Source organism: Thalassobacter sp. (genome assembly GCF_982993085.1).
The window spans coordinates 1-24284 of record NZ_CEZFMW010000052.1; the positions used below are offsets into that span (position 1 = coordinate 1).

The following is a 24284-nucleotide window of genomic DNA, read 5'->3' on the forward strand; positions in this document are numbered from 1 at the left end:
CTTGCGCGCGTTCATTTCCTTTAGGAAGTTGCTGTCTTTCATCCCGGCCTCCACTGCGTTGCGATACGAATATCATTCGCGGAGGGCCGCACCAGCGTCAAATGGAATGATGTGATGGCACACATCACAAAACGCAAAAAGCGCGGCCCCGCAGGGACCACGCTTAGACGTCAGAACCGGTTGGATTACCAGCGTTGGTCAATCACCAAAAGGATTGGTGCGATCATGGCGAACCAGATCAATCCCCATTTTGCAGCCGTGTTCACCTTTGCAAACAGGCCCTTGCCTTTCATGCCATTGCCGTAGGCTTCAAAGCCAGCCATCAAGACGTGGCCTTGGGCGACCTGGCGCAATTCTTTTGCGCGGATCTGGGCCTCAGCCTCTTGGCGGCGTTGGCGCATGGCGGTCGCGGGGTCGTGTGTTTCGTCGAACATCTAAGGCTCCCTTCTATTCAAAGAGGAAGATGGTGCGAAACCGTCGCAGGTCCAGCCCTTGGCCAGTCCTGCGACACTTTTTGCCTGATTAGGCCTTAGATCGTGGCGTTAATTGCGCCACCATCCAGCAGAACGTTCTGCCCCACCATAAAGCCCGCGTGCTGCGAACACATGAATGCGCAGGTCGCACCGAACTCAGCGGCGGTGCCATAGCGGCGAGCTGGGATGGTGCCTTCGCGTTGCGTACGGGCCTCATCCATCGTGATGCCCTGCGCCTTGGACACACCGGTGTCCAGCGACACGGCACGATCAGTGTCGTGGATACCGGGCAGCAGGTTGTTGATGTTCACGCCCTTCTCAGCGACTTGGCGCGCGGTACCTGCAACAAAGCCGGTCAGCCCAGTGCGTGCCGCGTTCGACAGACCCAACTGTGGGATAGGCGCCTTAACCGAACCGGACGTGATGTTGACCACACGGCCCCAGCCGCGCGCGATCATGCCGGGTAGTGCCGCCTGCATCAATGCGATGGGGGCCAGCATATTGCCGTCGATGGCTGCGATGAAATCATCGCGGCTCCAATCGGACCACAGGCCGGGAGGTGGGCCACCTGCGTTGGTGACCAGAATATCGATATCGCCAGCGGCGGCCAAAACGGCGGCGCGGCCCTCTTCGGATGTGATGTCAGCGGCAACGGCCGTGACCTCAACCCCGTAAGTGCTGCGAATGTGCGCGGCAGTCGCCTCAAGCGCCTCTGCCCCGCGGGCGTTCAGCACCAGATCGACGCCAGCTTCGGCCAGCGCTTCGGCGCATCCACGGCCCAAACCCTTGGAGCTTGCACACACCAGCGCGCGTTTGCCTTTGATACCCAGATCCATAGTCGTCTTCTCCCATTCGTTTCGGCGCTAGACCTAGCCGAATGCGCGCGTACTGCAACCTGCAATCGATGCGAGCCGCTCTGCGCTGCGCCAGCCCATAATCTTATTGTTTTTGTCGGGATTGAAATTTTGGCAAAAATCATCAAGTATTGTCGCACCGGCTAGCAACACACGGAAACCACCATGAGCAAAGTGCCCAGCCCCTGTATCGACGTGTGCAAATTTACGCGTGAAGGCCACTGCATTGGGTGTTCCATGACCAAGGCCCAAAAATCCTTATTTAAGGGGCTGAAAAAGGAAAAGCACCAAATCGCGTTTCTGGAAATGCTGCGCCAACAACAAGACACGCTTGGTCACTACACCCACTGGGTGCCCGCGTATCTAAAGAAGCTGAAAAAGAAGAAGGTCAAACTGGACTGGGGCCCCGCAAAATCCAAAGCCAAGAAGCGCGCGGCATAGGCCTGCGAACTTGCACGTTGATCGCCTGCGCTCTATAGCCCGATCATGCTTGATAATGCGCCCCAATTGCCCCCCGAAATCAGCCGCCGCCGGACGTTTGCGATCATCTCGCACCCCGACGCCGGGAAAACGACGCTGACGGAAAAGTTCCTGTTGTACGGGGGCGCGATCCAGATGGCGGGTCAAGTGCGCGCCAAGGGTGAGGCACGGCGCACGCGCTCCGACTTTATGAAGATGGAACAGGATCGCGGCATCTCCGTTTCGGCCTCTGCGATGTCGTTCGATTATCACACGCCCGAACGCGAATTCCGCTTTAACCTTGTGGACACCCCAGGCCACTCAGATTTTTCCGAAGACACCTACCGCACGCTGACCGCCGTGGACGCCGCCGTCATGGTGATCGACGGGGCCAAGGGTGTAGAAAGCCAGACACAAAAGCTGTTTGAGGTCTGTCGCCTGCGCGACCTGCCGATCCTGACGTTTTGCAACAAGATGGACCGCGAAAGCCGCGACACCTTTGAAATCATCGACGAGATCCAAGAAAACCTCGCGATCGACGTGACCCCGGCTTCTTGGCCGATTGGACGCGGGCGCGACTTTGTAGGCTGCTATGATCTGCTGCGCGACCGGCTCGAGCTGATGGACCGCGCGGACCGGAACAAAATCTCTGAAAGCATCGCGATTGAGGGTCTTGATGACCCCAAACTGGCAGAACATGTGCCCGCTGAGCTGCTGGATACCTTCCTCGAAGAAATCGAGATGGCGCGTGAATTGCTGCCAGCCATGGACCACAAAGCGTTTCTTGAAGGCACGCTAACGCCCATCTGGTTCGGCTCTGCGATCAACTCATTCGGGGTGCAGGAACTGATGTCCGGCATCGCGGAATTCGGGCCCGAACCACAGCCGCAATCCGCATCCCCCCGTCAAGTCAGTGCCGATGAAAAGAAAGTCGCGGGCTTTGTGTTTAAGGTGCAGGCCAACATGGACCCCAAGCACCGGGACCGTGTGGCATTTGTGCGCCTTGCCTCTGGCCACTTTCAGCGCGGCATGAAGCTGACGCATGTGCGGTCAAAGAAACCCATGGCGATCTCGAACCCTGTGTTATTCTTGGCCGCTGACCGTGAACTGGCCGAAGAGGCATGGGCTGGTGACATTATCGGCATCCCCAACCACGGCCAATTGCGTATCGGCGATGCGTTGACCGAGGGCGAAGCCCTTAAGTTCACCGGCATCCCGTCATTTGCGCCCGAGCTTTTGCAAACGGTCCGCGCAGGCGATCCGATGAAGGCCAAGCACCTCGAAAAAGCCCTGATGCAATTCGCCGAAGAAGGCGCCGCCAAGGTGTTCAAACCCTCTATCGCCAGCGGCTTTATCGTCGGCGTGGTTGGGGCGTTGCAGTTTGAGGTTCTGGCCTCACGAATTGAGCTGGAATATGGCCTGCCCGTCCGGTTCGAGCCGTCGCAATTCACCTCTGCACGGTGGGTGCATGGAACTGAAGAGGCTGTCGACAAGCTGGTGAATGCCAACAAACAGCACATCGCCCATGATAACGACGGCGACGTCGTCTTTTTGACGCGGCTTCAGTGGGATATCGATCGTGTGGTGCGTGATTATCCCGATGTGACCCTATCCAACACCAAGGAAATGATGGTGTGACACTGCAAAACCGCGTGGCTCCGACGGGTGAGATTATCACCCATCCAGCCCGCGGGACGCTGACCGGCAACCGAGGCATCCTGCACCGGCCCGATCAAACCCTTGGCACGCCCCGCTGGCAGCACCCCAATTGGGTCATTTGCACACTGCATCACCCACGCGGCAAATATCATGGCCCTATGCCAGACCGCGCATGGACCGCCCTGTTTTTCCTTGATGAGGCCGTCGCCCTCGCCGCGGGTCACCGCCCTTGCCACTATTGCCAACGCGTCCGCGCGCGGGCCTTTCGCGCAGCGTGGGATGCTGCCCAGGGCCCTGTGGATGGCACCGTCTCGCGCATGCCCGATTTGGACCGCGCCTTGCACCGCGCACGCGTCACCCGCAGCCGCCAACAAATCGTGCACAGAGCAGACGCAGCCAACCTGCCCACGGGCAGTTTCATCGCCGGTCCAGCCCCGATATTGCTGACCCAGAACGCCGCCCACCCCTACACGCCCGCAGGTTACGGCCCACCCCAACCTAGGCCCACCGGAACCGTCACGGTTCTAACCCCTGCCCCAACAATCGCCGCGCTCAGGCACGGTTATCGCCCGGACATACACACAACCGCCCGCGACACGCGCAAAAGTTGACGTTTTGTGCTTTATGGTCTAGGTCCTGCCGCACGTGCGAAGAACGCGCGTTTAGAAACCGTTTGGGCGTGAATGCAGGCGTCCTCCCCCCGCGGATCAGAGCAATACGGCTCCCCGCTAACAATGGACGCACATGACGACATTTTCCGAGCTCAACCTCGACCCTAAAGTCCTGAAGGCTATCGAAGCCACAGGGTACACGTCTCCGACACCGATCCAAGAAGGCGCGATCAAGCCTGCCCTCGAAGGCCGCGACGTGTTGGGAATTGCCCAGACAGGCACCGGCAAAACCGCCGCCTTTACACTGCCCATGATCACACTGCTCGGCAAAGGCCGCGCCCGCGCGCGTATGCCACGCAGCCTTGTTCTGTGCCCGACACGGGAACTGGCCGCACAGGTCGCTGAGAACTTTGACACCTACGCCAAAGGTTCACGCCTCACCAAGGCTCTGTTGATTGGTGGCGTCTCGTTCAAAGAACAAGACAAGCTGATCGACCGTGGCGTTGATGTGCTGATTGCAACGCCGGGCCGCCTGCTCGACCATTTCGAGCGCGGCAAACTGCTGCTGGGTGGTGTGCAGATCATGGTCGTTGACGAAGCCGACCGGATGCTCGACATGGGGTTCATCCCTGACATTGAGCGCATTTTTGAACTGACGCCCTTTACACGTCAGACTCTATTTTTCTCGGCCACAATGGCGCCTGAGATTGAGCGGATTACCTCAACCTTCCTTTCGAACCCCGAAAAGATCGAAGTCGCGCGTCAAAACTCGACTTCCGATACGATCACTCAGGGGCTGATCCAGCACACGCCCAAACGCCGCGATATGACAGCCAAGGACAAACGCGAAATTCTGCGTGCGCTGATCGATAGCGAAGGCGACAAATGCAAAAACGGTATCATCTTTTGCAACCGCAAGGTTGACGTGGATATCGTTGCAAAGTCGCTCAAGAAATATGGCTATGACGCTGCACCTATTCACGGCGATCTGGATCAGGCGCAACGGATGCGCACCTTGGACGGCTTCCGCGAGGGGACACTGAGGTTCCTTGTGGCTTCTGATGTGGCCGCACGCGGGCTAGATATTCCGGACGTGAGCCACGTGTTCAACTTTGACCTGCCCAGCCACGCCGAAGACTACGTGCACCGCATTGGTCGGACCGGGCGTGCGGGCAAATTGGGAACGGCGTTCTCGATCTCTGTGCCGTCGGACGAAAAATACCTCACCGCGATTGAGCGTTTGGTGGAAAAAGAGATCCCACGGGTCGAAAGCCCATGGTCCCCCCCCGGCAGCAGCAACAAACCCGCCACTGACGACGCGGCACCAGAGCAGACAGAGGACCGCCCCAAGCGGACCCGTTCGCGCGGTGGCCGTGGTCGCAACAAATCGGAGCGTCCCGCTGAGGATGCTGCCGCACCCACAGCCACCCCTGAGGTGCAGCAGGCGGACAACGCCCCAGTCGAGCAGCCAGCCCCCAAGCGTGACAACGCAGGCGGTGGAGCAGGTGGCGGACGTTCGCGTGGCGGGCGTGGTCGCTCAGGCGTTCAGGACAATCGTGTGGTGGGTCTGGGCGATCATTTGCCCGGCTTCATCGCGCTCAGCTTTGAAGAACGCCGCGAAGAGAACGCAGGCTAAGCCCTGCTGCAGCCAGTTCGCTGACATCGCATCGTTAGAATTAGAAAGGGCGGGAGTTAGTCCCGCCCTTTTTCGTTATTCAGCTGCCAGCCGCGTGATCAACGTCGTGACCTCAGGCTTCTTGCCGATCTGTTCCTTGCAAAGCTGTCGCACCGCGCGCTTGACAACATCCGACAGCTTGTCATCGTCCGCCGCTGTGCGCCCATCCACGCGCGCCAATGCTTGGGCCAGCTCATCCTCCAGCAGGTCCAAAAGCGGGGCGCCGTTGGTGCCAACTTCGCTCAGACCGCGGATATCAACCCAAGCATCTTCTAGCAGCTCATCGTCTTCATCGACCATCACCGCCACGACGACATGGCCATTGAGCGCCATTTTCAGCCGGTCACGCACAACCCCATCGTAGGATCCGACGTGCGCGGCACCGTCCAAATACACACGCCCCGTATCGACGTAGCCTGCGACTGTCGCCGCATTCCCCGAAAGGTCAACAATGGTGCCGTTGGGGGCCAAAACGCCTTGGCGGCCATTGGCCGTGGCCAGCTTGGAATGGGTCCGTAGGTGACGGTGTTCGCCGTGCATCGGGATCACGACCTGTGGGTTCACGATACCCGTGATCCGCTCCAAATCGGGGCGGTTGGCGTGGCCTGACACGTGATACAAGCCATCCGCATCCGTGACGACATCCACACCCATCTCACTAAAGTTGTTCATGATCTGGGCAACGCCGCGTTCATTCCCCGGGATTGTCTTGGAGGAAAACAGGAATGTATCGCCTTCCTTCAGTTCCAGCCCAAGATACTTGCCTCGGCTCAGCTGTGCGGACGCTGCGCGACGTTCCCCTTGGGAACCGGTCACAATCAGCATCAGGTTTTCGCGCGGCACGTTCTTGGCATCCTCAGGGGAAATCACACTGGGGAAATCCGTAAGGATGCCTTCTTCCATCGCAGCTTCGGTCATGCGGCGCATCGCGCGGCCCAGCAGAACGATGGACCGCCCAGCATCACGCCCAGCATCCGCCAACGTTTTCAAACGCGCAATGTTAGAGGCGAACGTCGTCGCAACGACCATGCCCTTTTGGGCCTTGATCAGCTTTTGGATTTCCGGGCCCAAAACCGCCTCAGAACGGCCCGCGTGGCCGGTGAACACGTTCGTTGAATCAATCACCAGCGCGCGCACACCGGGCTTGGACACTTCGGCCCACAGATCGGGGTCAAACGCCTCACCTACGACGGGGCTTTTGTCCAATTTGAAATCGCCAGTGTGGATCACGCGGCCCTCGGGGCTGTCGATCACAAGGCCTGCACTTTCGGGAACGGAGTGTGAGATGGGTAGGTAGCTGACCGTAAAGGGCCCCACTTCAACCGGTTCCATCGCTTCGACGACGTGCACGTTTTCGGGTGCGTGCCCTTGCTCGATCATCTTGCGCTTGGCGATATTGGCGGTGAAGGGCCGCGCGTAGATCGGCGCGTTAAAGTGACGGTACATATGCGCCACGCCGCCGACGTGATCCTCGTGGGCGTGGGTGATAAAGATGGCGTCTAGACGGTCCGCTTGTTCCGCAAGCCATGACATATCCGGCAGGATCACATCCACGCCAGGGGTGCTGTCCATGTCAGGAAAGGCGATGCCCAGATCCACCAGGATAAAGCGTTCTTTGCCTTTGGGGCCGTAGCCATACACATAGGCGTTCATGCCAATCTCACCCGCGCCCCCAAGGGCGAGGTAGATCAGTCGGTCAGGTTTTTTCATTAGGCCTCTAAACTCTCATTGTATTTATGTATCACGGTCAGTCCGTGCATTGTCAGGTCCTCTTCGAAAGCATCAAAGAGCGTCTCGGTTTGCTGGAAAAGTGGGGCCAGCCCCCCTGTAGCGATGATCTTCATAGGCGCGCCATGCTCAGCTTTGATCCGCGCGCAAATTTCTCGGACGAGGCCGATGTAGCCCCAGAAAACGCCTGACTGCATGCAGGCGATGGTGTTTGTGCCAATCACGGCCGATGGCTTGCTGATGTCCACATGGGGGAGCGCAGCCGCCGCACGGTGCAGCGCCTCAAGGCTCAGGTTAACCCCGGGGGAAATCACGCCACCGATATAAGCACCGTCATGGTCTATCACATCGAACGTCGTGGCGGTGCCGAAATCGACGACGATCAAGTTGCCCCCAAATAGATCGTAGCCCGCGACCGTATTTACAAGACGGTCTGACCCAACGGCAGTGCCGGCGTCCACCCGTGTCTCAACCGGAAGGGCGCAGCCCGGCTTGCCTACAACACGAGGACGGCAGTCGAAATAACGATCGCACAACACCCGCAGGTTAAACACAACGCGCGGCACCGTGGATGAGATGATCGCGCTGTCGATCCGCGCGGCCACCCCTTGCAACAGCATCATTTGGCTGATCCACGCAAAATACTCATCAGCGGTGCGGGCATGGTCCGTCGACATCCGATAGCTCGCGATAAAGTCATCGCCGTTCCAGATGGAAAAGACGGTGTTGGTATTTCCGCAATCGATGGCAAGAAGCATGGCTGCCCCCTCTAGAAAAACACGTCGCCCGCCGAGATCATCCGCTGGCCCGCCGCGGTCCGTAACACCAGTTGCCCCTCCGCGTCCACGGTCTCGAACGTGCCGTGATACGTCTCGGTAACGGTGCGGGCATGGATTGGCTCTCCCAGTTTGGCGGCATTGGCCAGCCAGCGGGTGCGCACAGCGTCAAAGCCGTAGGTCAGGAATTGTGCCTCAACCGCCGCATATGCCGGGGCCAGCAAGTCAAGGAATGCCTCAGGGCTGATGTCGGCACCTGTTTCGGACAAAAGCGACACTGGCGCCAAGGCGCCGGTTTCGACCTCCGCCTGTGTTGGGGCCGCGCGTAGGTTCACGCCAATTCCAATGATCAGGGTGTCAGAGGGGCCGCTTTCTAACAAGATGCCAGCCAGTTTGCCCCCATTCAACAGCACGTCATTCGGCCACTTAAGGCGCAGCCCTTCGGTCCGTCCTGTGGCCGCGATCAACGCGTCCTGCAACGCGAGCGACGCCACAAAGCTGCGCAGCGCCCGATGCGCAATCGCGCCGCCGGGGCGATACACCAAAGATGCCGCAAAGTTGCCAGCCGGATTGGACCATGCGCGTCCACGCCGCCCCTTGGCTGCCGTTTGCTCCAACCCTAAAAACCACGTTGGCCCCGCAATTTGCGCGGCTTGGCGTGCGGCCTCGAGTGAGGTGCTGTCAACAGTGGGGAGGATAACCTGCCCGACGCCTTCGGGCCATCGCGGGATCACGATGCGTGACCCCCGCGATGGACACTACCAATCCGCATCTTAGTGAACCAGCGTTTCGGCAGCAGCCGCCGCAAGACCTTCGATCCCGAACAGGTTCACAATGCCCAAAACCATGATCGCAGCACAACCGACCATCGCAACCCATTGGATCGCGGGCATAGCTTGGTCGAGGGGTTCGCCTTCGGTCCCGAAGTACATGAAATAGACCAGACGCAGGTAGTAGAACGCCCCGATCACCGATGCTACAACGCCGAGAACCGCAAGCCAAAACAGACCCGCATCAACGGCGGCCTGCAACACGTACAGCTTGCCAAAGAAGCCCAGCATCGGTGGGATACCCGCAAGCGAGAACAACAGCACCAACAACGCCAAAGCATGAGTTGGATGCGATTTGGACAGCATGTTTAGCGCGGCAATATCCGTCACATCCCGACCATCACGGCGCATGGACAAAATGAACGCAAAGGTCCCAATGTTCATCGTCACATAGATCGCCATGTAAATCAGCATCCCCTGCACGCCCGCAGCAGTACCCGCCGCAAGGCCCATCAGGGCAAAGCCCATGTGTGCGATCGAGGAATAAGCCATCAGGCGTTTGATATCGGTTTGGCCAATCGCAGCAATGGCACCTAGGAACATGGAGGCCACGGCCAGTAACGCGATGATCTGCTGCCAATCGTTGACCACACCGCCGAACGCATCGTGGACGACGCGGGCAAACAGCCCCATGGCCGCGACCTTGGGTGCCGTAGCAAAGAATGCTGTGACAGGTGTGGGCGAGCCTTCGTAGACGTCCGGGGTCCACATGTGGAAGGGTGCCGCAGAGACCTTGAACGCAAGACCAGACGCCATGAACACAAGGCCAAACAATAGCCCGAGCGAGATGTCACCCTCAGCCGCCGCAATGATCCCTGAGAAGTTGGTCGTACCTGCGTAGCCGTAGGTCAACGACGCACCATAAAGCAACAGCCCCGACGACAGCGCGCCCAGCACGAAGTACTTTAGACCTGCCTCAGTCGAGCGCAGGTTATCGCGGCGCATCGATGCCACAACATAAAGCGCCAGCGATTGCAGCTCGAGCCCCATATATAGGACCATCAGGTCGCCTGCAGATACCATAGTCATCATGCCAACAACCGCGAGCGTGATCAGCACAGGATACTCGAATTTGAGCATGTCATTGCGGGTCATGTAATCTTGGCCCAACAGCAAAACGGCCGCCGCGCTCAGCAAGATCGTAACCTTGGCAAACCGCGAGAATGCGTCGTCGGTGAACATGCCGCCAAACGCCGTACGGTCCGTGTCACCGGACACGCCGATCCAAAATGCCATGGCCACAAATAGGCCCACAGTGGCCCACAAAATCGGCAGGGCGAGTTTGTCCTTACCGGTATAGACCGCGCCCAACAGGGCCCCCATCGCGAACAGCGACAGCAGGATTTCAGGCAGGATGATGTTGAGGTCAGCGCTCATCACGTGCGTCCTAATGGCTTGCGGCGGCCACAGCCGTGACGGTGTCCGTCACGAGGGTCGCGGTTTGATAATCAGCAACAAGAGCCTCAACCGAGGGCCCTATGATATCGAGAATGGGGGCGGGGTAGACGCCAAAGAGGATCGTCATCACAATCAGCGGCGCAAAGATCGCACGCTCGCGCGCGGTCATATCCGTGATCGACTTGAGGCTTTCCTTGATCAGGTCACCCCACACAACACGACGGTACAGCCACAGCGCATAGCAGGCGGACAGGATTACACCCGTCGTCGCGAACATTGCGATCCACGTGTTGTATTGGAACAGGCCCATCAGCACGAGGAATTCACCGATGAACCCCGAGGTGCCCGGCAGGCCGACGTTAGCCATCGTAAACAGCATGAACACCAGCGCATAGGCGGGCATCCGGTTTACTAGGCCGCCGTATGCGTCGATCTCACGGGTGTGCATCCGGTCATAAATCACACCCACACACAAAAACAGCGCACCCGACACGAACCCGTGAGAGATCATCTGAAAAATAGCCCCATCAATGCCCTGTTGGTTGGCCGTAAAAATCCCTGCCGTGACGTAGCCCATGTGGGCGACGGACGAATAGGCGATCAGCTTTTTCATATCGTCCTGCACCAGCGCCACCAACGAGGTGTAGATGATCGCGATCACAGACAGCCACATGACCATCGGTGCCAACAAATCCGACGCCACAGGGAACATCGGCAGTGAGAACCGCAGAAAGCCATAGCCCCCCATTTTCAGCAGGATCGCCGCCAGAACAACAGACCCCGCTGTAGGCGCCTGAACGTGCGCGTCGGGCAGCCAAGTGTGGACTGGCCACATGGGCATTTTCACCGCGAATGACGCAAAGAATGCTAGCCACATCATAGTCTGTAGACCGCCAACGACATGGATGCCCAGCACCGAGAAACTCTCGGTCGCGAAGGTGTGGCTGAGTAGGGTCGGAATGTCTGTCGTGCCGGCATCGACATACATCGCAACCATGGCCACCAGCATCAATACCGACCCGAGAAGCGTATAGAGGAAAAATTTAAAGCTTGCGTAGATACGGTTCTTGCCGCCCCAAATGCCGATGATCAGGAACATTGGGATCAGGCCTGCTTCAAAGAACACATAGAACAGGATCAGGTCCAGCGCGCAGAACACGCCAATCATCAGCGTTTCAAGGATCAAGAGCGCGATCATGTAGTCTTTGACCCGGTGGGTCACATCCCAACACGCGGCAATCACAAGTGGCATCAGGAATGTCGTGAGCATCACGAACAGAACAGAGATGCCATCAACACCCATTTTGTAGGTCAGGCCCAAGAGCCAGGTCCGTTCTTCTACAAACTGGAAGTCTGTGTTTTGCGCGTCAAATCCCGTCAGCAACCCGATTGAGAACAGGAACGTGAACACTGTGGCACCAAGGGCCAGCCACTTCGCGTTGCGTTGTGCAGCAGCGTCGTCGCCGCGCAAGAACAACGCAAGGATCAGCGCCCCTAACAGCGGAGTGAACGTGATAAAGGAGAGGAGGTTGTTTTCCATTATTTCGCCCCTCCGGCGATCGTCATGTATGTGACCAGCACAACGATCCCAATGACCATCGCGAAGGCGTAGTGGAACAGATAGCCGGACTGCGCCCGACCCGCGAGACGGGTGATGAATGGGATAATCCCCATCGCCAACCCATTGATGCCGCCGTCAATCGTCGCCTCGTCGCCCTTCTTCCAAAGGAAGCGGCCAATGGCCTGAGCAGGTTTCACGAAGACCGCATCGTAAAGTTCGTCGAAGTACCATTTGTTCAACAAGAACAGGTACAGTGGCTGCGCGGCCTCGGCCCACGCCTTGGGCCACTCAGGACGCTTGATATAGCCGACCCACGCGGCAGCAAAGCCGAGCAACATCGCGATGAAGGGCGAAACCTTGACCCATTTGGGCACGACGTGTGCATCATGGATCATTGTGTTGTCATCGCCGATGTAGATACCGCCATGGCCCGCTTTTTGGGGTGTCCGCTCCGCGTCGTCTTTGTCACCTGCGGCATGAGCCTGCGCGATCAATGGGATCACGTTAGTGGCAGCCTGGTGTTGACCATACGCGCCGCCTTCATGGGTGCCAAAAAACTTGTCGACCTTGGCTTGGCTCCCGAAGTATGGGCCATAAAACGCCATACCCGCAAACACGGCACCAATCGCCAAAATACCAAGCGGCGCGGTCATCACGAGGGGGCTTTCGTGGGCATGTTCATGGGTGTGTTTGTCACCACGCGGCGTGCCGTAGAATGTCATGAACATCAGGCGCCAGCTGTAAAAGCTTGTGAACAGAGCCGCGACAACTAGCATCCAAAAGGCGTAGCCGCCGGCGGTGCCTGCATAGGCGCTTTCGATAATGGCGTCTTTGGACACAAAGCCCGCGAACCCAACTGGAAAGCCCACGTAAAGCAGCGGGATACCCACACCTGTAATGGCCAGTGTGCCGATCATCATCGCCCAGAAGGTCAGGGGGATTTTTTTGCGCAGACCGCCGTAGTTCCGCATGTCTTGTTCATGGTGCATCGCGTGGATCACGGACCCCGCCCCCAAGAACAGCATCGCCTTAAAAAACGCGTGGGTCAGCAGGTGAAACATCGCCACCGAATAGACGCCAAGTCCTGCGGCCACGAACATGTAACCCAGCTGCGAACAGGTCGAATAGGCGATCACGCGCTTGATGTCGTTTTGCACAAGGCCGACTGTCGCTGCGAAAAAAGCCGTGGTTGCCCCAAGGAACACCACAAATTCCATCGCCTGCGGCGCGAATTCCATCAAAGGTGACATTCGGCAGACAAGGAACACACCCGCCGTCACCATGGTCGCGGCGTGGATCAGGGCCGAAACGGGCGTTGGGCCTTCCATCGCGTCAGGCAACCATGTGTGCAACAGCAGCTGAGCCGATTTGCCCATCGCACCGATGAACAGCAAAAATGCGATCAGGTTTGCCGCGTTCCAGTCGGACCATAAGAAACGAACAGTTGTGTCGGCCAACTCGGGCATCTTTTCAAAGATCACCGCAAATTCGACACTGTCAGTCAGCAAAAAGATCCCGAAGATCCCAAGCGCAAAGCCGAAGTCACCGACACGGTTTACAACGAATGCCTTCATCGCCGCGGCCGAAGCCGAGGGCTTGCGCCAGTAGAACCCGATCAACAGATACGATGCGACGCCTACGCCTTCCCAGCCGAAGAACATTTGGATGAGGTTATCCGCTGTCACGAGCATCAGCATCGCGAAGGTAAAGAACGACAGATATGCAAAGAAGCGTGGCTTATAGCTTTCGCCGTCGCGCCATTGCGGGTCGTGATCCATGTAGCCAAAGGAATAAAGATGCACGAGCGCGGACACGGTTGTGACGACAATCAGCATCGTCGCCGTCAGCGCATCCATCCGGATCGCCCAATCCGTCGCGAGGCTGCCGCTTTCGATCCAGCGCAGGATCGTGACCGTGTAGAACCCGCCATCGTGTGCGGATGCGTCGAACGTCACGAACACAACCCAAGACAAGATCGCCGCAAGGAACAAAAAGCCCGTGGCAACCCACATCGCCAACGTTTCACCGATCCACTTATAGCCAAAGCCACAGATCAGGGCGCCAATAAGGGGCGCAAATAGGATAATCGTTTCCATGATCTTAGCCCTTCATCACGTTGACATCTTCGACCGCGATCGTGCCACGGTTGCGGAAGAAGCAGACAAGGATCGCAAGGCCAATCGCGGCCTCAGCCGCTGCCACTGTCAGAACGAACAGCGTAAACACCTGCCCCGTGAGGTCGCCCAAAAACGCCGAAAACGCCACGAGGTTGATGTTGACCGCAAGCAGCATCAACTCAACGCTCATCAGGATAATGATGACGTTCTTGCGGTTCAGAAAGATGCCGAAAATCCCGATCACGAAAAGCGCTGCCGCCACCGTGAGGTAATGTTCCAAGCCGATCATGTCGTCCCTCCGGAGCGCGTTGGCCCCTTGTCTTCATTGTGGGCCTTTGCAGCCCGGTGGTCTTACTCGTGCCCGACAAACCTTACGAAAGATTTTGGGGCGAACAGCTTTTCAGAAAAAGCTGTCTGCTAGTTCAGAACGAAGGGCGTCATAGCCCCTCGCATATCAGGATAGAGGCTCGCGCAGGCGCAGGGCTCTGTATTCATGTCGGACAATTGCGTGTCCTCACCGGTGTTGGCCAAGTCGTCGGCCAATCCCTCAAGCGAAAACAGCGAGGGATGACGACGCGTATGACGCTCGATGATCTTTTGACCAGCGTCCCGCCGATCAAACTGCCGCGCGCCTACGTTTTCTTCGCGAAGGCGGGTCGTCAAAACCCGCGCAGTGCCGCAGTCAGCAACATAGGCATCCACATAGACACCTTCTTGACTCCACCACTCTGCCCACGCGACGCGGCCTGCGCCAAGATCACGATGCTCAGCCTCACCCCCATGAGAAACATGGGTGGTGCGCGTGCACTGCCCAAGGTCCAGTGCCGCCGCAGGTGCAGCTAGGGCAAACGATATGGAAGCCAGACGGAACAAGTTTAAAGCCCCTGCCCCGGTTTGACGTCTTTGATTTCCATGGTCTTGGCCGGGTCGCGGTACATCTGGGCCAGAACATTCTGACGTTTGATGTCTTGGCGGTGGCGCAGGGTCAAAAGGATCGCCCCGATCATCGCAACCAACAGGATCAAACCCGACAGTTGGAACAGTAGGAAGTATTGATCATAAAGGATCATGCCCAAAGCGGCTGTGTTCTCCATCTCACCGCGTTCAATCGCGCCGAGGTTGGCAGCCGTGGACACACCATCCGCAGTTTCCCAGACGCCGAAAGCCAGCGCCAGTTGCATCAACAAAACAACGCCGATGAGGCCCGCAAGCGGCACGTATTTGGCCATCTCGGCCTTGAGGGCGGCGAAATCGATGTCGAGCATCATCACCACGAACAAGAACAACACCGCGACGGCCCCGACGTAGACGATAACCAACAGCATCGCCACAAACTCAGCCCCGACCAGCACGAACAGCCCGGCTGTGGACAGGAACGTCAGGATCAACCACAGCACAGAGTGCACCGGGTTGCGCGCCACGACGACAAAAAGACCCGCCGTCACGGTTGTGATGGCGAAGAGGTAGAAAGTGATCTCAGCAATCGACACAGGGCTTACTCCTCGGACCCGTCCAGAACGGACGTCGCCAGTTCCATCGCTTTGTTCATCGCAGGCACGCCGCCGAACATGGCCATCATGCCGATGGTTTCCGCGATCTCTTGGTTGGTCGCGCCAGCCTCTTTGGCGTGGCGCACGGTCAGCCGCACCTGCGCCTCTGCCTGCGCGCCGTGAACAGTGAGCCCGGCCAAGGTCAGCAGCAGTTTGGTCTTGGCGTCCAGCCCTTCGGGGTTGGCGCCTTTGCCAATGGTGGCTTCCATCATTTCAGCGGGCATCGTTGGCCACAGCTTTTCAAAACCCTGAGGCGTGAAGTGTTCCAGCGCAGGGTTCAAAGCCTTGGCCATGGCCTGGCTTTGCTCAAGGAATGCGGCGAATGGGTTCTTGGGATCAATCATCGATACGGCGCGTCCATTTCAAGGTTGCGGGCGATAAGGGCTTCCCAGCGGTCCCCGTTTTCCAAAAGCTTGTCCTTGTCGTAGAAAAGCTCTTCGCGGGTCTCGGTGGCGAACTCAAAGTTCGGCCCCTCTACGATTGCATCCACGGGGCAGGCTTCTTGGCAGAAACCACAGTAAATGCATTTGGTCATGTCGATGTCGTAGCGCGTTGTCCGGCGAGAGCCGTCTTCGCGCGGTTCGGCGTCAATTGTGATGGCCTGCGCGGGACAGACAGCTTCGCACAATTTGCAGGCGATGCAGCGTTCTTCGCCGTTTGGATACCGACGCAGCGCGTGTTCACCCCGAAAACGCGGGCTAATGGGGCCCTTTTCGTGCGGGTAATTCACAGTAGCCTTCGGCGCGAGGAAGTATTTCATTCCCAGCTTGAAGCCCTTGAAGATGTCGGCCAGCAGAAAGTATTTCGCGGCCCGTCCGTAGTCGATCTGCGTCATGTCCTATGCTCCCACGGCCCAGCGGGCCCAAAAGCCGCCAAGCACTTCGAATTTTGCAAGGAACGCCACGACCACAACCCACGCGAGGGACATCGGCAAGAAGACCTTCCAACCGATGCGCATCAATTGGTCATAGCGGTAGCGGGGCACGATGGCCTTCACCATCGCAAAGATAAAGAAGAAGAAGCCCATTTTTGCGACCATCCACAGCGGGCTGTCGGGCAAGAATGGGAAGGGCGACAGCCAACCGCCAAAGAACAGCAGCGAAATCAGCGCACACATCAGGAAGATCGCCATGTACTCACCCGCCATGTACAACAGGAACGGCGTGGAGGAATATTCAACCTGATAGCCCGCCACCAGCTCCGATTCAGCCTCTGGCAGGTCGAATGGGGGGCGGTTCGTTTCGGCCAAGGCCGAGATAAAGAACAAGAACACCATGGGCAGGTGCGGCAGCCAGTACCAACCAAAGAACCCATAATCTGTGTCTTGGGCGGCAACGATAGATCCGAAGTTCAACGACCCTGTCGAGATGATTACCCCGATGATGATCAGACCAATTGAGACCTCATAGGAGATCATCTGCGCCGCAGAGCGCAGCGAGCCGAGGAAGGGGTATTTAGAGTTCGACGCCCAACCGCCTACGATCACGCCGTATACTTCCAACGACGAAACCGCGAAAACGTACAAAACAGCTACGTTAATGTCAGCAACGGCCCAGCCGGTGTTGAACGGGATCACCGCCCAAGCGATCAGCGCAAGCACAAATGTGATCATCGGGGCCAGCATAAACAACGTGCGATCCGCGCCCGATGGGATAACAACTTCTTTGACGACGTACTTCAGAAAATCCGCAATAATCTGCAGCAACCCAAACGGGCCAACAACGTTTGGCCCCTTGCGCATCTGCACAGCAGCCCAGATTTTCCGATCGCCATAGACGAGGAAAATGAGCGAAACCATCACAAAGCCCACAACCGCAAGGGTTTGGGCCAGGATCAGCACCGCAATGCCGGCAGGTGTGGTGAAGAATTCAGCCATCTCTTGTCGTCCCTATACCGTCGGAATGCCCTGATCGCGGCAGTTTTCCACCACAACCTCAGCATCAATCGTTCGTACGCCCTGCGGGAGCGCCGGTGAGACGGTGTAAACCGCATCGCCGCTCCAGATTCCACCCTTGTTGTCCACAGATGTGCGGACGTGACGCGCAAAACCGAAGCCCCGGATCAACGCATATTGTGCAGCTGCGCACTTTGCATACTCCGCGACGTCTGCGCCCGTGCGCGCGCCTTTCATCTCAACAAGGAAATTCACAAGGTCGTTGTCCAGTTTGCGTGTCTCAAGCCCAATGTACACAGGCCTAAAGGTGTCTTTTGTGGGCGGCGTCTGCGGCGTGCAGGCCCCAATGGCCAAGGCACCACAGACAAGGGCCGGTCTAAGGCCCACCGCCATCGTTTGTTACTCCGCAGCCATGGGCGCGTCTTGGCGCGCTTTGGCGTTGGCCGCAAGTTCGCCCATTAACTGGCTCGCCCGCGCAATTGGGTTGGCCAGATAATGCTCTGAGATCGCAAGAGCGAACGGCGCGTCAGTCATTTGGCCTTGGCCCTCAGGCATCCATTCGTTTTCTACGACCTCGTCGATTTTCTTGAGGTGCGGCACCGCCTTGACCAAGGCCTGACGCAATTGCGCAAGGCTGTCGTAGGGCAGTGGCGCGCCCAGTTCACCCGATAGCGCCCGCAGGATCGCCCAGTTTTCTTTGGCTTCACCGGGGGCAAAGCTGGCGCGCATTGCCAGTTGTGGGCGGCCTTCGGTGTTCACGAACAGACCGTTTTCCTCGGTGTAGGCGGCGGCGGGCAGGATCACATCCGCACGGTGCGCGCCTCGGTCACCGTGGGAGCCTTGGTAAATCACGAACGGCCCAGCGGGGATATCACCTTCATCCGCACCAAGGTTGTACACCACATCAGCGCCATCAAGCGCCGCCGTGATGCCACCGTCGGTAGTCGCGCCGATATCCATCGCGCCAACGCGTCCCGCTGCGGTGTGCAGAACCAAGAATTTGGATTTAGTCGCATCGGCCAATGCTTGAGCCGCGGCCAAAACCGCAGCACCATCTTCGCGCGCCAATGCGCCGTAGCCGACAATGATCAACGATGTCTTGTCCGCCACGTCAGAGTGATCTTTTGCCAACAACTCCGTCAGGGCAGCCGGACCCGTACCCAAATGCGCGTGGTCAAATGTCAAATCAACCTTGGGTCCAACGACACCCACATTTGCGCCGCGCGACCATGCCTTGCGCAGGCGCGCGTTCAGAACGGGCGCTTCATCGCGTGGGTTGCACCCAATAAGCATGATCGCCTCAGCCGTATCGATATCTTCGATCGACGCGGTACCGACATAGCCGGAGCGATTGCCAGCAGGCAGTTTCGCGCCATCAACACGACACTCAACCACGCCACCTTGGCCTTCGACGAGCGCCTTGAGGGCAAAGGCCGCCTCAGTCGGGGCCAAATCACCCACGACGCCAGCCATCTTAGTGGCCCCTTTGATCGCCTTGGCAGCCGCTTGCAGAGCTTCACCCCAGCTAGCGGGTTTTAGCTTGCCGTCGACACGAACGTAGGGCTTGTCCAAACGTTGGCGACGCAGTCCATCCCACACGAACCGGGTCTTGTCGGAAATCCATTCCTCATTCACCCCATCGTGGTTGCGCGGCAGGAACCGCATAACTTCACGCCCCTTTGTATCGACCCGAATGTTCGAGCCAAGTGCGTCCATCACGTCGATGCTTTCCGTCTTGGTCAGCTCCCACGGACGTGCGGTAAAGGCGTATGGCTTTGACACCAAAGCGCCCACGGGGCACAGGTCAATGATGTTACCCTGCATATTCGAGTGCAGCGTTTCACCCAAATAGGAGGTGATCTCGGCGTCTTCGCCGCGGCCCGTCTGGCCCATCTGGTGGATGCCTGCAACCTCGGTCGTAAAGCGCACACAACGGGTGCAGGAAATGCAGCGCGTCATGTGTGTTTCGACCAATGGACCGAGATCCAAGTCCTCGGTCGCGCGCTTCGGCTCCCGGAAGCGGGAGAAATCAACACCATACGCCATGGCTTGGTCTTGCAGATCGCACTCACCGCCCTGATCGCAAATCGGGCAATCTAGTGGGTGGTTGATCAACAGAAATTCCATCACCCCCTCGCGCGCCTTTTTGACCATGGGAGAGTTGGTTTTCACGACAGGCGCCTGACCTTCGGGGCCGGGACGCAAATCCCGGACCTGCATCGCGCAGGAAGCCGCGGGTTTGGGCGGGCCCCCAACGACTTCGACCAAACACATCCGGCAGTTGCCCGCGATGGAAAGACGCTCGTGATAGCAGAACCGCGGCACCTCGATCCCAGCCTCTTCACAGGCTTGGATCAGGGTCATGGCACCGTCGACTTCGACCTCATGGCCGTCGATGTTCACTTTCCTAAGGTCGCTCATTTTCGTCGTCCTTCATCATACTTTGCGCCGTGTCTGACCGCGCTGGCTTGAGCTCAGCGTTTGGTACAGCGCCCTGCAATCGTCAATGTGTCATTCGCCCCAATTTCCAAGGCCTCAGGCTCTTGGAACGGGGATTGTGTCCAGGCAATGTCCGATCCGCCGAACACGCCGAGGCAATACTTAACTGCTTCGAACTCGGCTGCCTCTTGGGCGCCTGTCAAACTGCGCGACGCACCCCGTACATCAACCGTAAAGTCGCGGCGGTCTTGGCTCGTGCTATCGACATCGGTGCGGAACCGGATGCCATCAAACAACACGCGCTCAGAGCGAAGCGCGCGGTCTTGGCCGATGCCAAACCAGCCACAGCCCGACAGGCTTGCGACCAAAGCAATACCCATCAACGCACGGATCATTGAGCAACACCCAACAGCAGCTCACCAATGCCTGTACCTTCGGCGATTTCGATCAGGCCCGCGGCGCAAATCTGATCTTCGGTCACAGTGCCGCGCAGGTTGTGCTTGGCCACAAAGGCGTCCTGCAACACGGCCACATCGGCAGAGGGATCTTGCATCTGATCCTCTAGGTTTGAGGGTTCAAACCCGTCTTGCGTCAGCTGCACCAGCACGCTTTCGCTGCGCAACGCGGCTTTGCCCAGATGGATCGACAGGGTCGAGCACCGAACGGCCAGCATCTGTGCCGTCGAGGTTTCCATGACCGTGGACACGAAATACGCGGGCGCTGGGACTTTTTCAGCCGCAAACGCAGGTGTCGCAAGACAGCACAAGAGAAGAGCAGCGCGGATCATTCTGCTGCCACCGCGCTAACGCGACCCTTTTTCTGGGCGACAATGCGATCTTCGATCTCATCCCGGAAGTTACGGATCAGACCCTGGATGGGCCACGCTGCTGCATCGCCAAGGGCACAAATCGTATGGCCTTCGACCTGCTTGGTCACGTCCAACAGCATATCGATTTCCTCAACCTCAGCTTCGCCTCGGACCAAACGGTCCATCACGCGCATCATCCACCCCGTGCCTTCACGACACGGCGTGCACTGGCCACAGCTTTCATGTTTATAAAACTTCGAAAGGCGCCAGATCGCTTTGATGATGTCGGTGGAATTATCCATAACGATGATCGCCGCAGTCCCTAGGCCCGAGCGTTGCTCGCGCAGGTAGTCGAAATCCATGATCGCGTCGCGCATGTTTTCGCCGCGAATACAGGGGACAGACGAACCACCCGGAATAACCGCCTTAAGGTTGTCCCAACCGCCGCGAATACCGCCGCAGTGGGTCTCAATCAGTTCTTCAAAGCTGATCGACATGGCTTCTTCGACAACACAAGGGTTGTTCACATGACCCGAGATCGCGAACAGCTTGGTGCCGGCGTTATTGGGGCGACCAAATTGCGAAAACCACTCGGCCCCGCGACGCAGGATGGTCGGCACAACGGCAATGGATTCCACGTTATTCACCGTCGTGGGACAGCCATACAAGCCCGCCCCCGCAGGAAACGGTGGCTTCATGCGCGGCATGCCCTTTTTGCCCTCAAGGCTTTCGATCAATGCGGTTTCTTCCCCGCAGATATAGGCCCCTGCCCCGTGATGCAGGTAAATCTCAAAGTCCCAGCCGGATTTGCACGCGTTCGGGCCGACCAGACCGGCGGCATAGGCCTCATCGATGGCGGCCTGAAGGGCTTCTTTTTCGCGAATATATTCGCCGCGAATGTAGATGTAGCAGGCATGTGCATTCATCGCGAAGGACGCAATCAGGCACCCCTCAATCAGGGTATGGGGATCGTGACGCATGATCTCCCGGTCTTTGCATGTGCCCGGCTCGGATTCGTCGGCGTTGACGACCAGATACGCTGGGCGGCCGTCGCTTTCTTTGGGCATGAAAGACCACTTCAGCCCCGTAGGAAAGCCCGCGCCACCGCGGCCCCGCAGGCCCGACGCCTTCATGATCTCAACGATCTTGTCACGGCCCAAACCGATCAAATCCTTGGTCCCGTCCCAATGGCCGCGCTGTTGCGCGCCCGCGAGGGTGCGGTCGTGCATTCCGTAAAGGTTGGTGAAGATCCGGTCCTGATCTTGCAGCATATCCTAGTCCTTTTCGTTCTGGCGCGCACGCCAGATGCCAATCGTCACGATAAGAGCCCAGATAAAGGCCCCTAAAGCCGCGAAATCGAACAGAAAGAGCCACCGCGTCGGGAGACCCTGCTCTGCGCCAATGAAATTCGCCCCCATCCAGAGCACCATCGTGGCGACAAGCACGATAGCGACCAGTCTGGCCTGTTTGGCCGTGCGGACGGAGGCGTCCGTGTTGCGAGGTGCCATTTACACCTCAGTAAACATCGCCTTTGTCGACCTTTTTGGAGAAATCCGTTTCTCCTCCGGACGCCAAAAGCTTGGCCTGCGCGACCCAATCATCACGGCTCACGCGGCCTTTGAAGCCAACAAGGTTTTGATCCACCCAAGCGACCTCATCAGCGGTCCATGCCGCGATTTGATCGAAATGGTAAAACCCAAGGCTGTTGCAAGTCTGCTCCAATTTGGGGCCGACCCCTTTGATACGTTTCAGGTCGTCTGCACCGCCAGCGCGGGCGGCCGTCAAGGCCGCGGGCTTGGTACCTTCGCCTGCCGCGGCAGCTGGCTTGGAGGGCGTCGGCTTGGGTGCGGGGGCTGCTTTGGGGGCGGGCGCAGGCGCTGCGGCGCTGTTTGTTGCATCCGCCTTGCCCGTATCCATCGCGGCAGCGGCCGCCATAGTGGCGGATGTGCGGGCCGCCGAAGGCGCATTGGGCGTGGCAGTTGGTGCAGGCGCGCGACTTACTGCGCGAACCTCCGACAGGTGCGGCAAGTCCCGGCACAGCGTCAGCGACAACAGCACCCCAAGAACCACAAACCCGACTGCGCCCATGAAGGCGCCTTGCAAAAACATCCATCCGCTCATGGAAATCAAAACGGCCGCAACGACCGCACCAAATAACGCGGCAATACCCCAACAGGTGATCGCGCAGGTCAATTTGCTAGATGATTTTTCCATTATAAACTTCTCCCCGTTAAAACCGCCTTATTGCTTGGCGTCCCCCTTCTTAACGCGAGATGCGAATTCTGTCTCCCCTCCGGCTGCAAGCACCTTGGCTTGCGCAACCCAAGTGTCCCGAGTGACCCGACCTTTGAAGCCTTCGAGGTTCTGATCAACCCATGCGATCTCATCTTCAGACCACGCAGCAATCTGGTCGAAATGATAAAACCCGAGAGAGTTGATAAGCGTTTCCAGCTTGGGTCCAACGCCTTTGATCAGCTTAAGATTGTCGGCTTTGCCATCGCGCGCGGCGGTCAGGCCAGCGGGTTTGGTGCCCGACGCCGCAGCTTCGGCGGGTCTTGCCGCTTTCTTCGGTGCAGCAGGCTTTGCCTTGGGTTGAGCGGCTGGCTTTGTGGAGGTGTTGGCCGCGCCGTCATGGATCCAAGGCGTCAACAGCGGCACTTCGGTTCCGTCGATCCGTTTAACGGTGTCACCAATATCGGTGGCCAGTTGTACAGAAGCGTTGCCCGCAGCTTTTCCTGCCTCATAGGATTTGAGGCTGGTCAAACCGCCCAGCGGCTCAGAGCCGTAGCGACCATTTTGCGGACCGGGGGTGGGTACACGACCGGCGCGCAGTTCGTCCAAGATATCGGCGAACTTTTCAGCCGTAAGGTCTTCGTAGTAATCTTTGCCAATCTGGGCCATTGGCGCATTGGCGCACGACCCAAGGCATTCGACCTCTTCCCACGACAATTTTCCGTCCTCGGAAATCACATGAGGGGCCTTTGCGATCTTGTCCTTGCAGACAGCAACCAGATCCTCTGCACCACAAATCATGCATGATGTCGTGCCACAGATTTGGATATGCGCAACTGCGCCCACTGGCTGAAGCTGGAACATGAAGTAGAACGTCGCGACCTCAAGCGCCCGGATGTAAGCCAGATCCAACATCGCAGCTACGTGTTCAATCGCAGGACGACTCAACCAGCCTTCCTGCTCCTGCGCACGCCACAACAGCGGAATAATCGCCGAGGCCTGACGACCTTCGGGGTATTTCTTGATCTGGGCTTCTGCCCACGCGTGGTTATCCGGCGTGAAGGCAAAACTCTCAGGTTGGTCTTTGTACAGGCGGCGGAGCATGTGGTCGGTCTCGTTCTTGTTTCTGGCTAGCCCACTGGTCGGGGCGCGTCGCTAGCGGTCAATCTCTCCGAACACCACATCCATGGTGCCGATGATGGCTGCAACGTCCGCAAGTT

26 protein-coding genes are annotated in these 24284 nt (G+C 58.3%); 4 read left to right on the plus strand and 22 right to left on the minus strand.

Features of this window, described 5'->3' with window-relative positions:
- Positions 1 to 185: 185 nt before the first annotated feature.
- Together AC4GMC_RS09740 and AC4GMC_RS09745 are read right to left on the minus strand one after the other, a co-directional pair.
- On the minus strand, positions 186 to 434 hold the full coding sequence (locus AC4GMC_RS09740) for a hypothetical protein (protein WP_487879115.1): 249 nt from the start codon (positions 432 to 434) through the stop codon (positions 186 to 188).
- Positions 435 to 529: 95 nt separating this feature from the next.
- Positions 530 to 1309 (minus strand): SDR family oxidoreductase, encoded by a 780-nt coding sequence (locus AC4GMC_RS09745; RefSeq protein WP_487879114.1) that lies wholly within the window; start codon positions 1307 to 1309, stop codon positions 530 to 532.
- Positions 1310 to 1492: 183 nt separating this feature from the next.
- Here AC4GMC_RS09745 and AC4GMC_RS09750 point away from each other — a divergent pair, with 183 nt between their 5' ends.
- The 4 genes from AC4GMC_RS09750 to AC4GMC_RS09765 all read left to right on the plus strand — a co-directional run bounded on the left by AC4GMC_RS09750 (position 1493) and on the right by AC4GMC_RS09765 (position 5692).
- A complete protein-coding gene (locus AC4GMC_RS09750; RefSeq protein WP_487879113.1) occupies positions 1493 to 1768 on the plus strand; it encodes a DUF1289 domain-containing protein in 276 nt (91 codons plus the stop codon).
- Between the two features lie 45 nt (positions 1769 to 1813).
- Complete coding sequence (locus AC4GMC_RS09755; RefSeq protein ID WP_058124595.1) at positions 1814 to 3424, plus strand: peptide chain release factor 3; 1611 nt, start codon at positions 1814 to 1816, stop codon at positions 3422 to 3424.
- Positions 3421 to 4056, plus strand: coding sequence for a hypothetical protein (locus AC4GMC_RS09760; RefSeq protein WP_487878123.1), 636 nt, complete (start codon positions 3421 to 3423; stop codon positions 4054 to 4056). The genes AC4GMC_RS09755 and AC4GMC_RS09760 overlap by 4 nt, the downstream gene beginning before the upstream one ends.
- Before the next feature lie 133 nt (positions 4057 to 4189).
- On the plus strand, positions 4190 to 5692 hold the full coding sequence (locus AC4GMC_RS09765) for a DEAD/DEAH box helicase (RefSeq protein ID WP_487878122.1): 1503 nt from the start codon (positions 4190 to 4192) through the stop codon (positions 5690 to 5692).
- A 75-nt stretch (positions 5693 to 5767) separates the two neighbouring features.
- Here the strand turns inward: AC4GMC_RS09765 and AC4GMC_RS09770 are convergent, their stop codons facing one another.
- The 20 genes from AC4GMC_RS09770 to nuoE form a co-directional block, all read right to left on the minus strand.
- On the minus strand, positions 5768 to 7441 hold the full coding sequence (locus tag AC4GMC_RS09770) for a ribonuclease J (RefSeq protein ID WP_487879275.1): 1674 nt from the start codon (positions 7439 to 7441) through the stop codon (positions 5768 to 5770).
- Positions 7441 to 8217 carry a type III pantothenate kinase gene (locus tag AC4GMC_RS09775; protein ID WP_487878299.1) on the minus strand — a complete coding sequence of 259 codons (777 nt, stop codon included), beginning with the start codon at positions 8215 to 8217 and terminating at the stop codon, positions 7441 to 7443. The genes AC4GMC_RS09770 and AC4GMC_RS09775 overlap by 1 nt, the downstream gene beginning before the upstream one ends.
- Before the next feature lie 11 nt (positions 8218 to 8228).
- A complete protein-coding gene (locus tag AC4GMC_RS09780; RefSeq protein WP_487878302.1) occupies positions 8229 to 8966 on the minus strand; it encodes a biotin--[acetyl-CoA-carboxylase] ligase in 738 nt (245 codons plus the stop codon).
- A 42-nt stretch (positions 8967 to 9008) separates the two neighbouring features.
- On the minus strand, positions 9009 to 10442 hold the full coding sequence (gene nuoN, locus AC4GMC_RS09785) for an NADH-quinone oxidoreductase subunit NuoN (protein WP_487878300.1): 1434 nt from the start codon (positions 10440 to 10442) through the stop codon (positions 9009 to 9011).
- Between the two features lie 10 nt (positions 10443 to 10452).
- A complete protein-coding gene (locus tag AC4GMC_RS09790; protein WP_487878301.1) occupies positions 10453 to 12003 on the minus strand; it encodes an NADH-quinone oxidoreductase subunit M in 1551 nt (516 codons plus the stop codon).
- Complete coding sequence (gene nuoL, locus AC4GMC_RS09795) at positions 12003 to 14120, minus strand: NADH-quinone oxidoreductase subunit L (protein WP_487878510.1); 2118 nt, start codon at positions 14118 to 14120, stop codon at positions 12003 to 12005. Before nuoL ends, AC4GMC_RS09790 begins: the two co-directional genes overlap by 1 nt.
- A 4-nt stretch (positions 14121 to 14124) precedes the next feature.
- Positions 14125 to 14430, minus strand: a complete 306-nt coding sequence (gene nuoK / locus AC4GMC_RS09800; RefSeq protein ID WP_038004664.1) for an NADH-quinone oxidoreductase subunit NuoK — start codon at positions 14428 to 14430, stop codon at positions 14125 to 14127.
- A 128-nt stretch (positions 14431 to 14558) separates the two neighbouring features.
- Positions 14559 to 15014 carry a hypothetical protein gene (locus tag AC4GMC_RS09805; protein WP_487878511.1) on the minus strand — a complete coding sequence of 152 codons (456 nt, stop codon included), beginning with the start codon at positions 15012 to 15014 and terminating at the stop codon, positions 14559 to 14561.
- 2 nt (positions 15015 to 15016) lie between these two features.
- Entirely contained in the window at positions 15017 to 15631 is a 615-nt protein-coding gene (locus tag AC4GMC_RS09810) for an NADH-quinone oxidoreductase subunit J (protein WP_038004659.1), read from the minus strand.
- 5 nt (positions 15632 to 15636) lie between these two features.
- Entirely contained in the window at positions 15637 to 16035 is a 399-nt protein-coding gene (locus AC4GMC_RS09815; RefSeq protein WP_487879494.1) for a carboxymuconolactone decarboxylase family protein, read from the minus strand.
- The gene (nuoI, locus tag AC4GMC_RS09820) at positions 16032 to 16526 is read right to left on the minus strand and encodes an NADH-quinone oxidoreductase subunit NuoI (protein ID WP_038009391.1); all 495 of its coding nucleotides are present in this window, start codon (positions 16524 to 16526) and stop codon (positions 16032 to 16034) included. Before nuoI ends, AC4GMC_RS09815 begins: the two co-directional genes overlap by 4 nt.
- Before the next feature lie 3 nt (positions 16527 to 16529).
- Complete coding sequence (gene nuoH / locus AC4GMC_RS09825; RefSeq protein ID WP_038004654.1) at positions 16530 to 17567, minus strand: NADH-quinone oxidoreductase subunit NuoH; 1038 nt, start codon at positions 17565 to 17567, stop codon at positions 16530 to 16532.
- Between the two features lie 12 nt (positions 17568 to 17579).
- The gene (locus tag AC4GMC_RS09830) at positions 17580 to 17978 is read right to left on the minus strand and encodes a hypothetical protein (RefSeq protein WP_490367980.1); all 399 of its coding nucleotides are present in this window, start codon (positions 17976 to 17978) and stop codon (positions 17580 to 17582) included.
- Between the two features lie 6 nt (positions 17979 to 17984).
- Complete coding sequence (gene nuoG / locus AC4GMC_RS09835; RefSeq protein WP_487878143.1) at positions 17985 to 20006, minus strand: NADH-quinone oxidoreductase subunit NuoG; 2022 nt, start codon at positions 20004 to 20006, stop codon at positions 17985 to 17987.
- Positions 20007 to 20059: 53 nt separating this feature from the next.
- Positions 20060 to 20419, minus strand: coding sequence for a hypothetical protein (locus tag AC4GMC_RS09840; protein ID WP_487878144.1), 360 nt, complete (start codon positions 20417 to 20419; stop codon positions 20060 to 20062).
- Positions 20416 to 20811 carry a DUF5333 family protein gene (locus AC4GMC_RS09845; protein WP_487878145.1) on the minus strand — a complete coding sequence of 132 codons (396 nt, stop codon included), beginning with the start codon at positions 20809 to 20811 and terminating at the stop codon, positions 20416 to 20418. Before AC4GMC_RS09845 ends, AC4GMC_RS09840 begins: the two co-directional genes overlap by 4 nt.
- A complete protein-coding gene (gene nuoF, locus AC4GMC_RS09850; protein WP_487879395.1) occupies positions 20808 to 22103 on the minus strand; it encodes an NADH-quinone oxidoreductase subunit NuoF in 1296 nt (431 codons plus the stop codon). Before nuoF ends, AC4GMC_RS09845 begins: the two co-directional genes overlap by 4 nt.
- A 3-nt stretch (positions 22104 to 22106) precedes the next feature.
- Positions 22107 to 22340 carry a DUF5337 domain-containing protein gene (locus tag AC4GMC_RS09855; protein WP_487879394.1) on the minus strand — a complete coding sequence of 78 codons (234 nt, stop codon included), beginning with the start codon at positions 22338 to 22340 and terminating at the stop codon, positions 22107 to 22109.
- 7 nt (positions 22341 to 22347) lie between these two features.
- Positions 22348 to 23046, minus strand: a complete 699-nt coding sequence (locus tag AC4GMC_RS09860; protein ID WP_487879393.1) for a helix-hairpin-helix domain-containing protein — start codon at positions 23044 to 23046, stop codon at positions 22348 to 22350.
- 27 nt (positions 23047 to 23073) lie between these two features.
- On the minus strand, positions 23074 to 24168 hold the full coding sequence (gene nuoE / locus AC4GMC_RS09865) for an NADH-quinone oxidoreductase subunit NuoE (RefSeq protein WP_487878784.1): 1095 nt from the start codon (positions 24166 to 24168) through the stop codon (positions 23074 to 23076).
- Between the last annotated feature and the right edge of the window lie 116 nt (positions 24169 to 24284).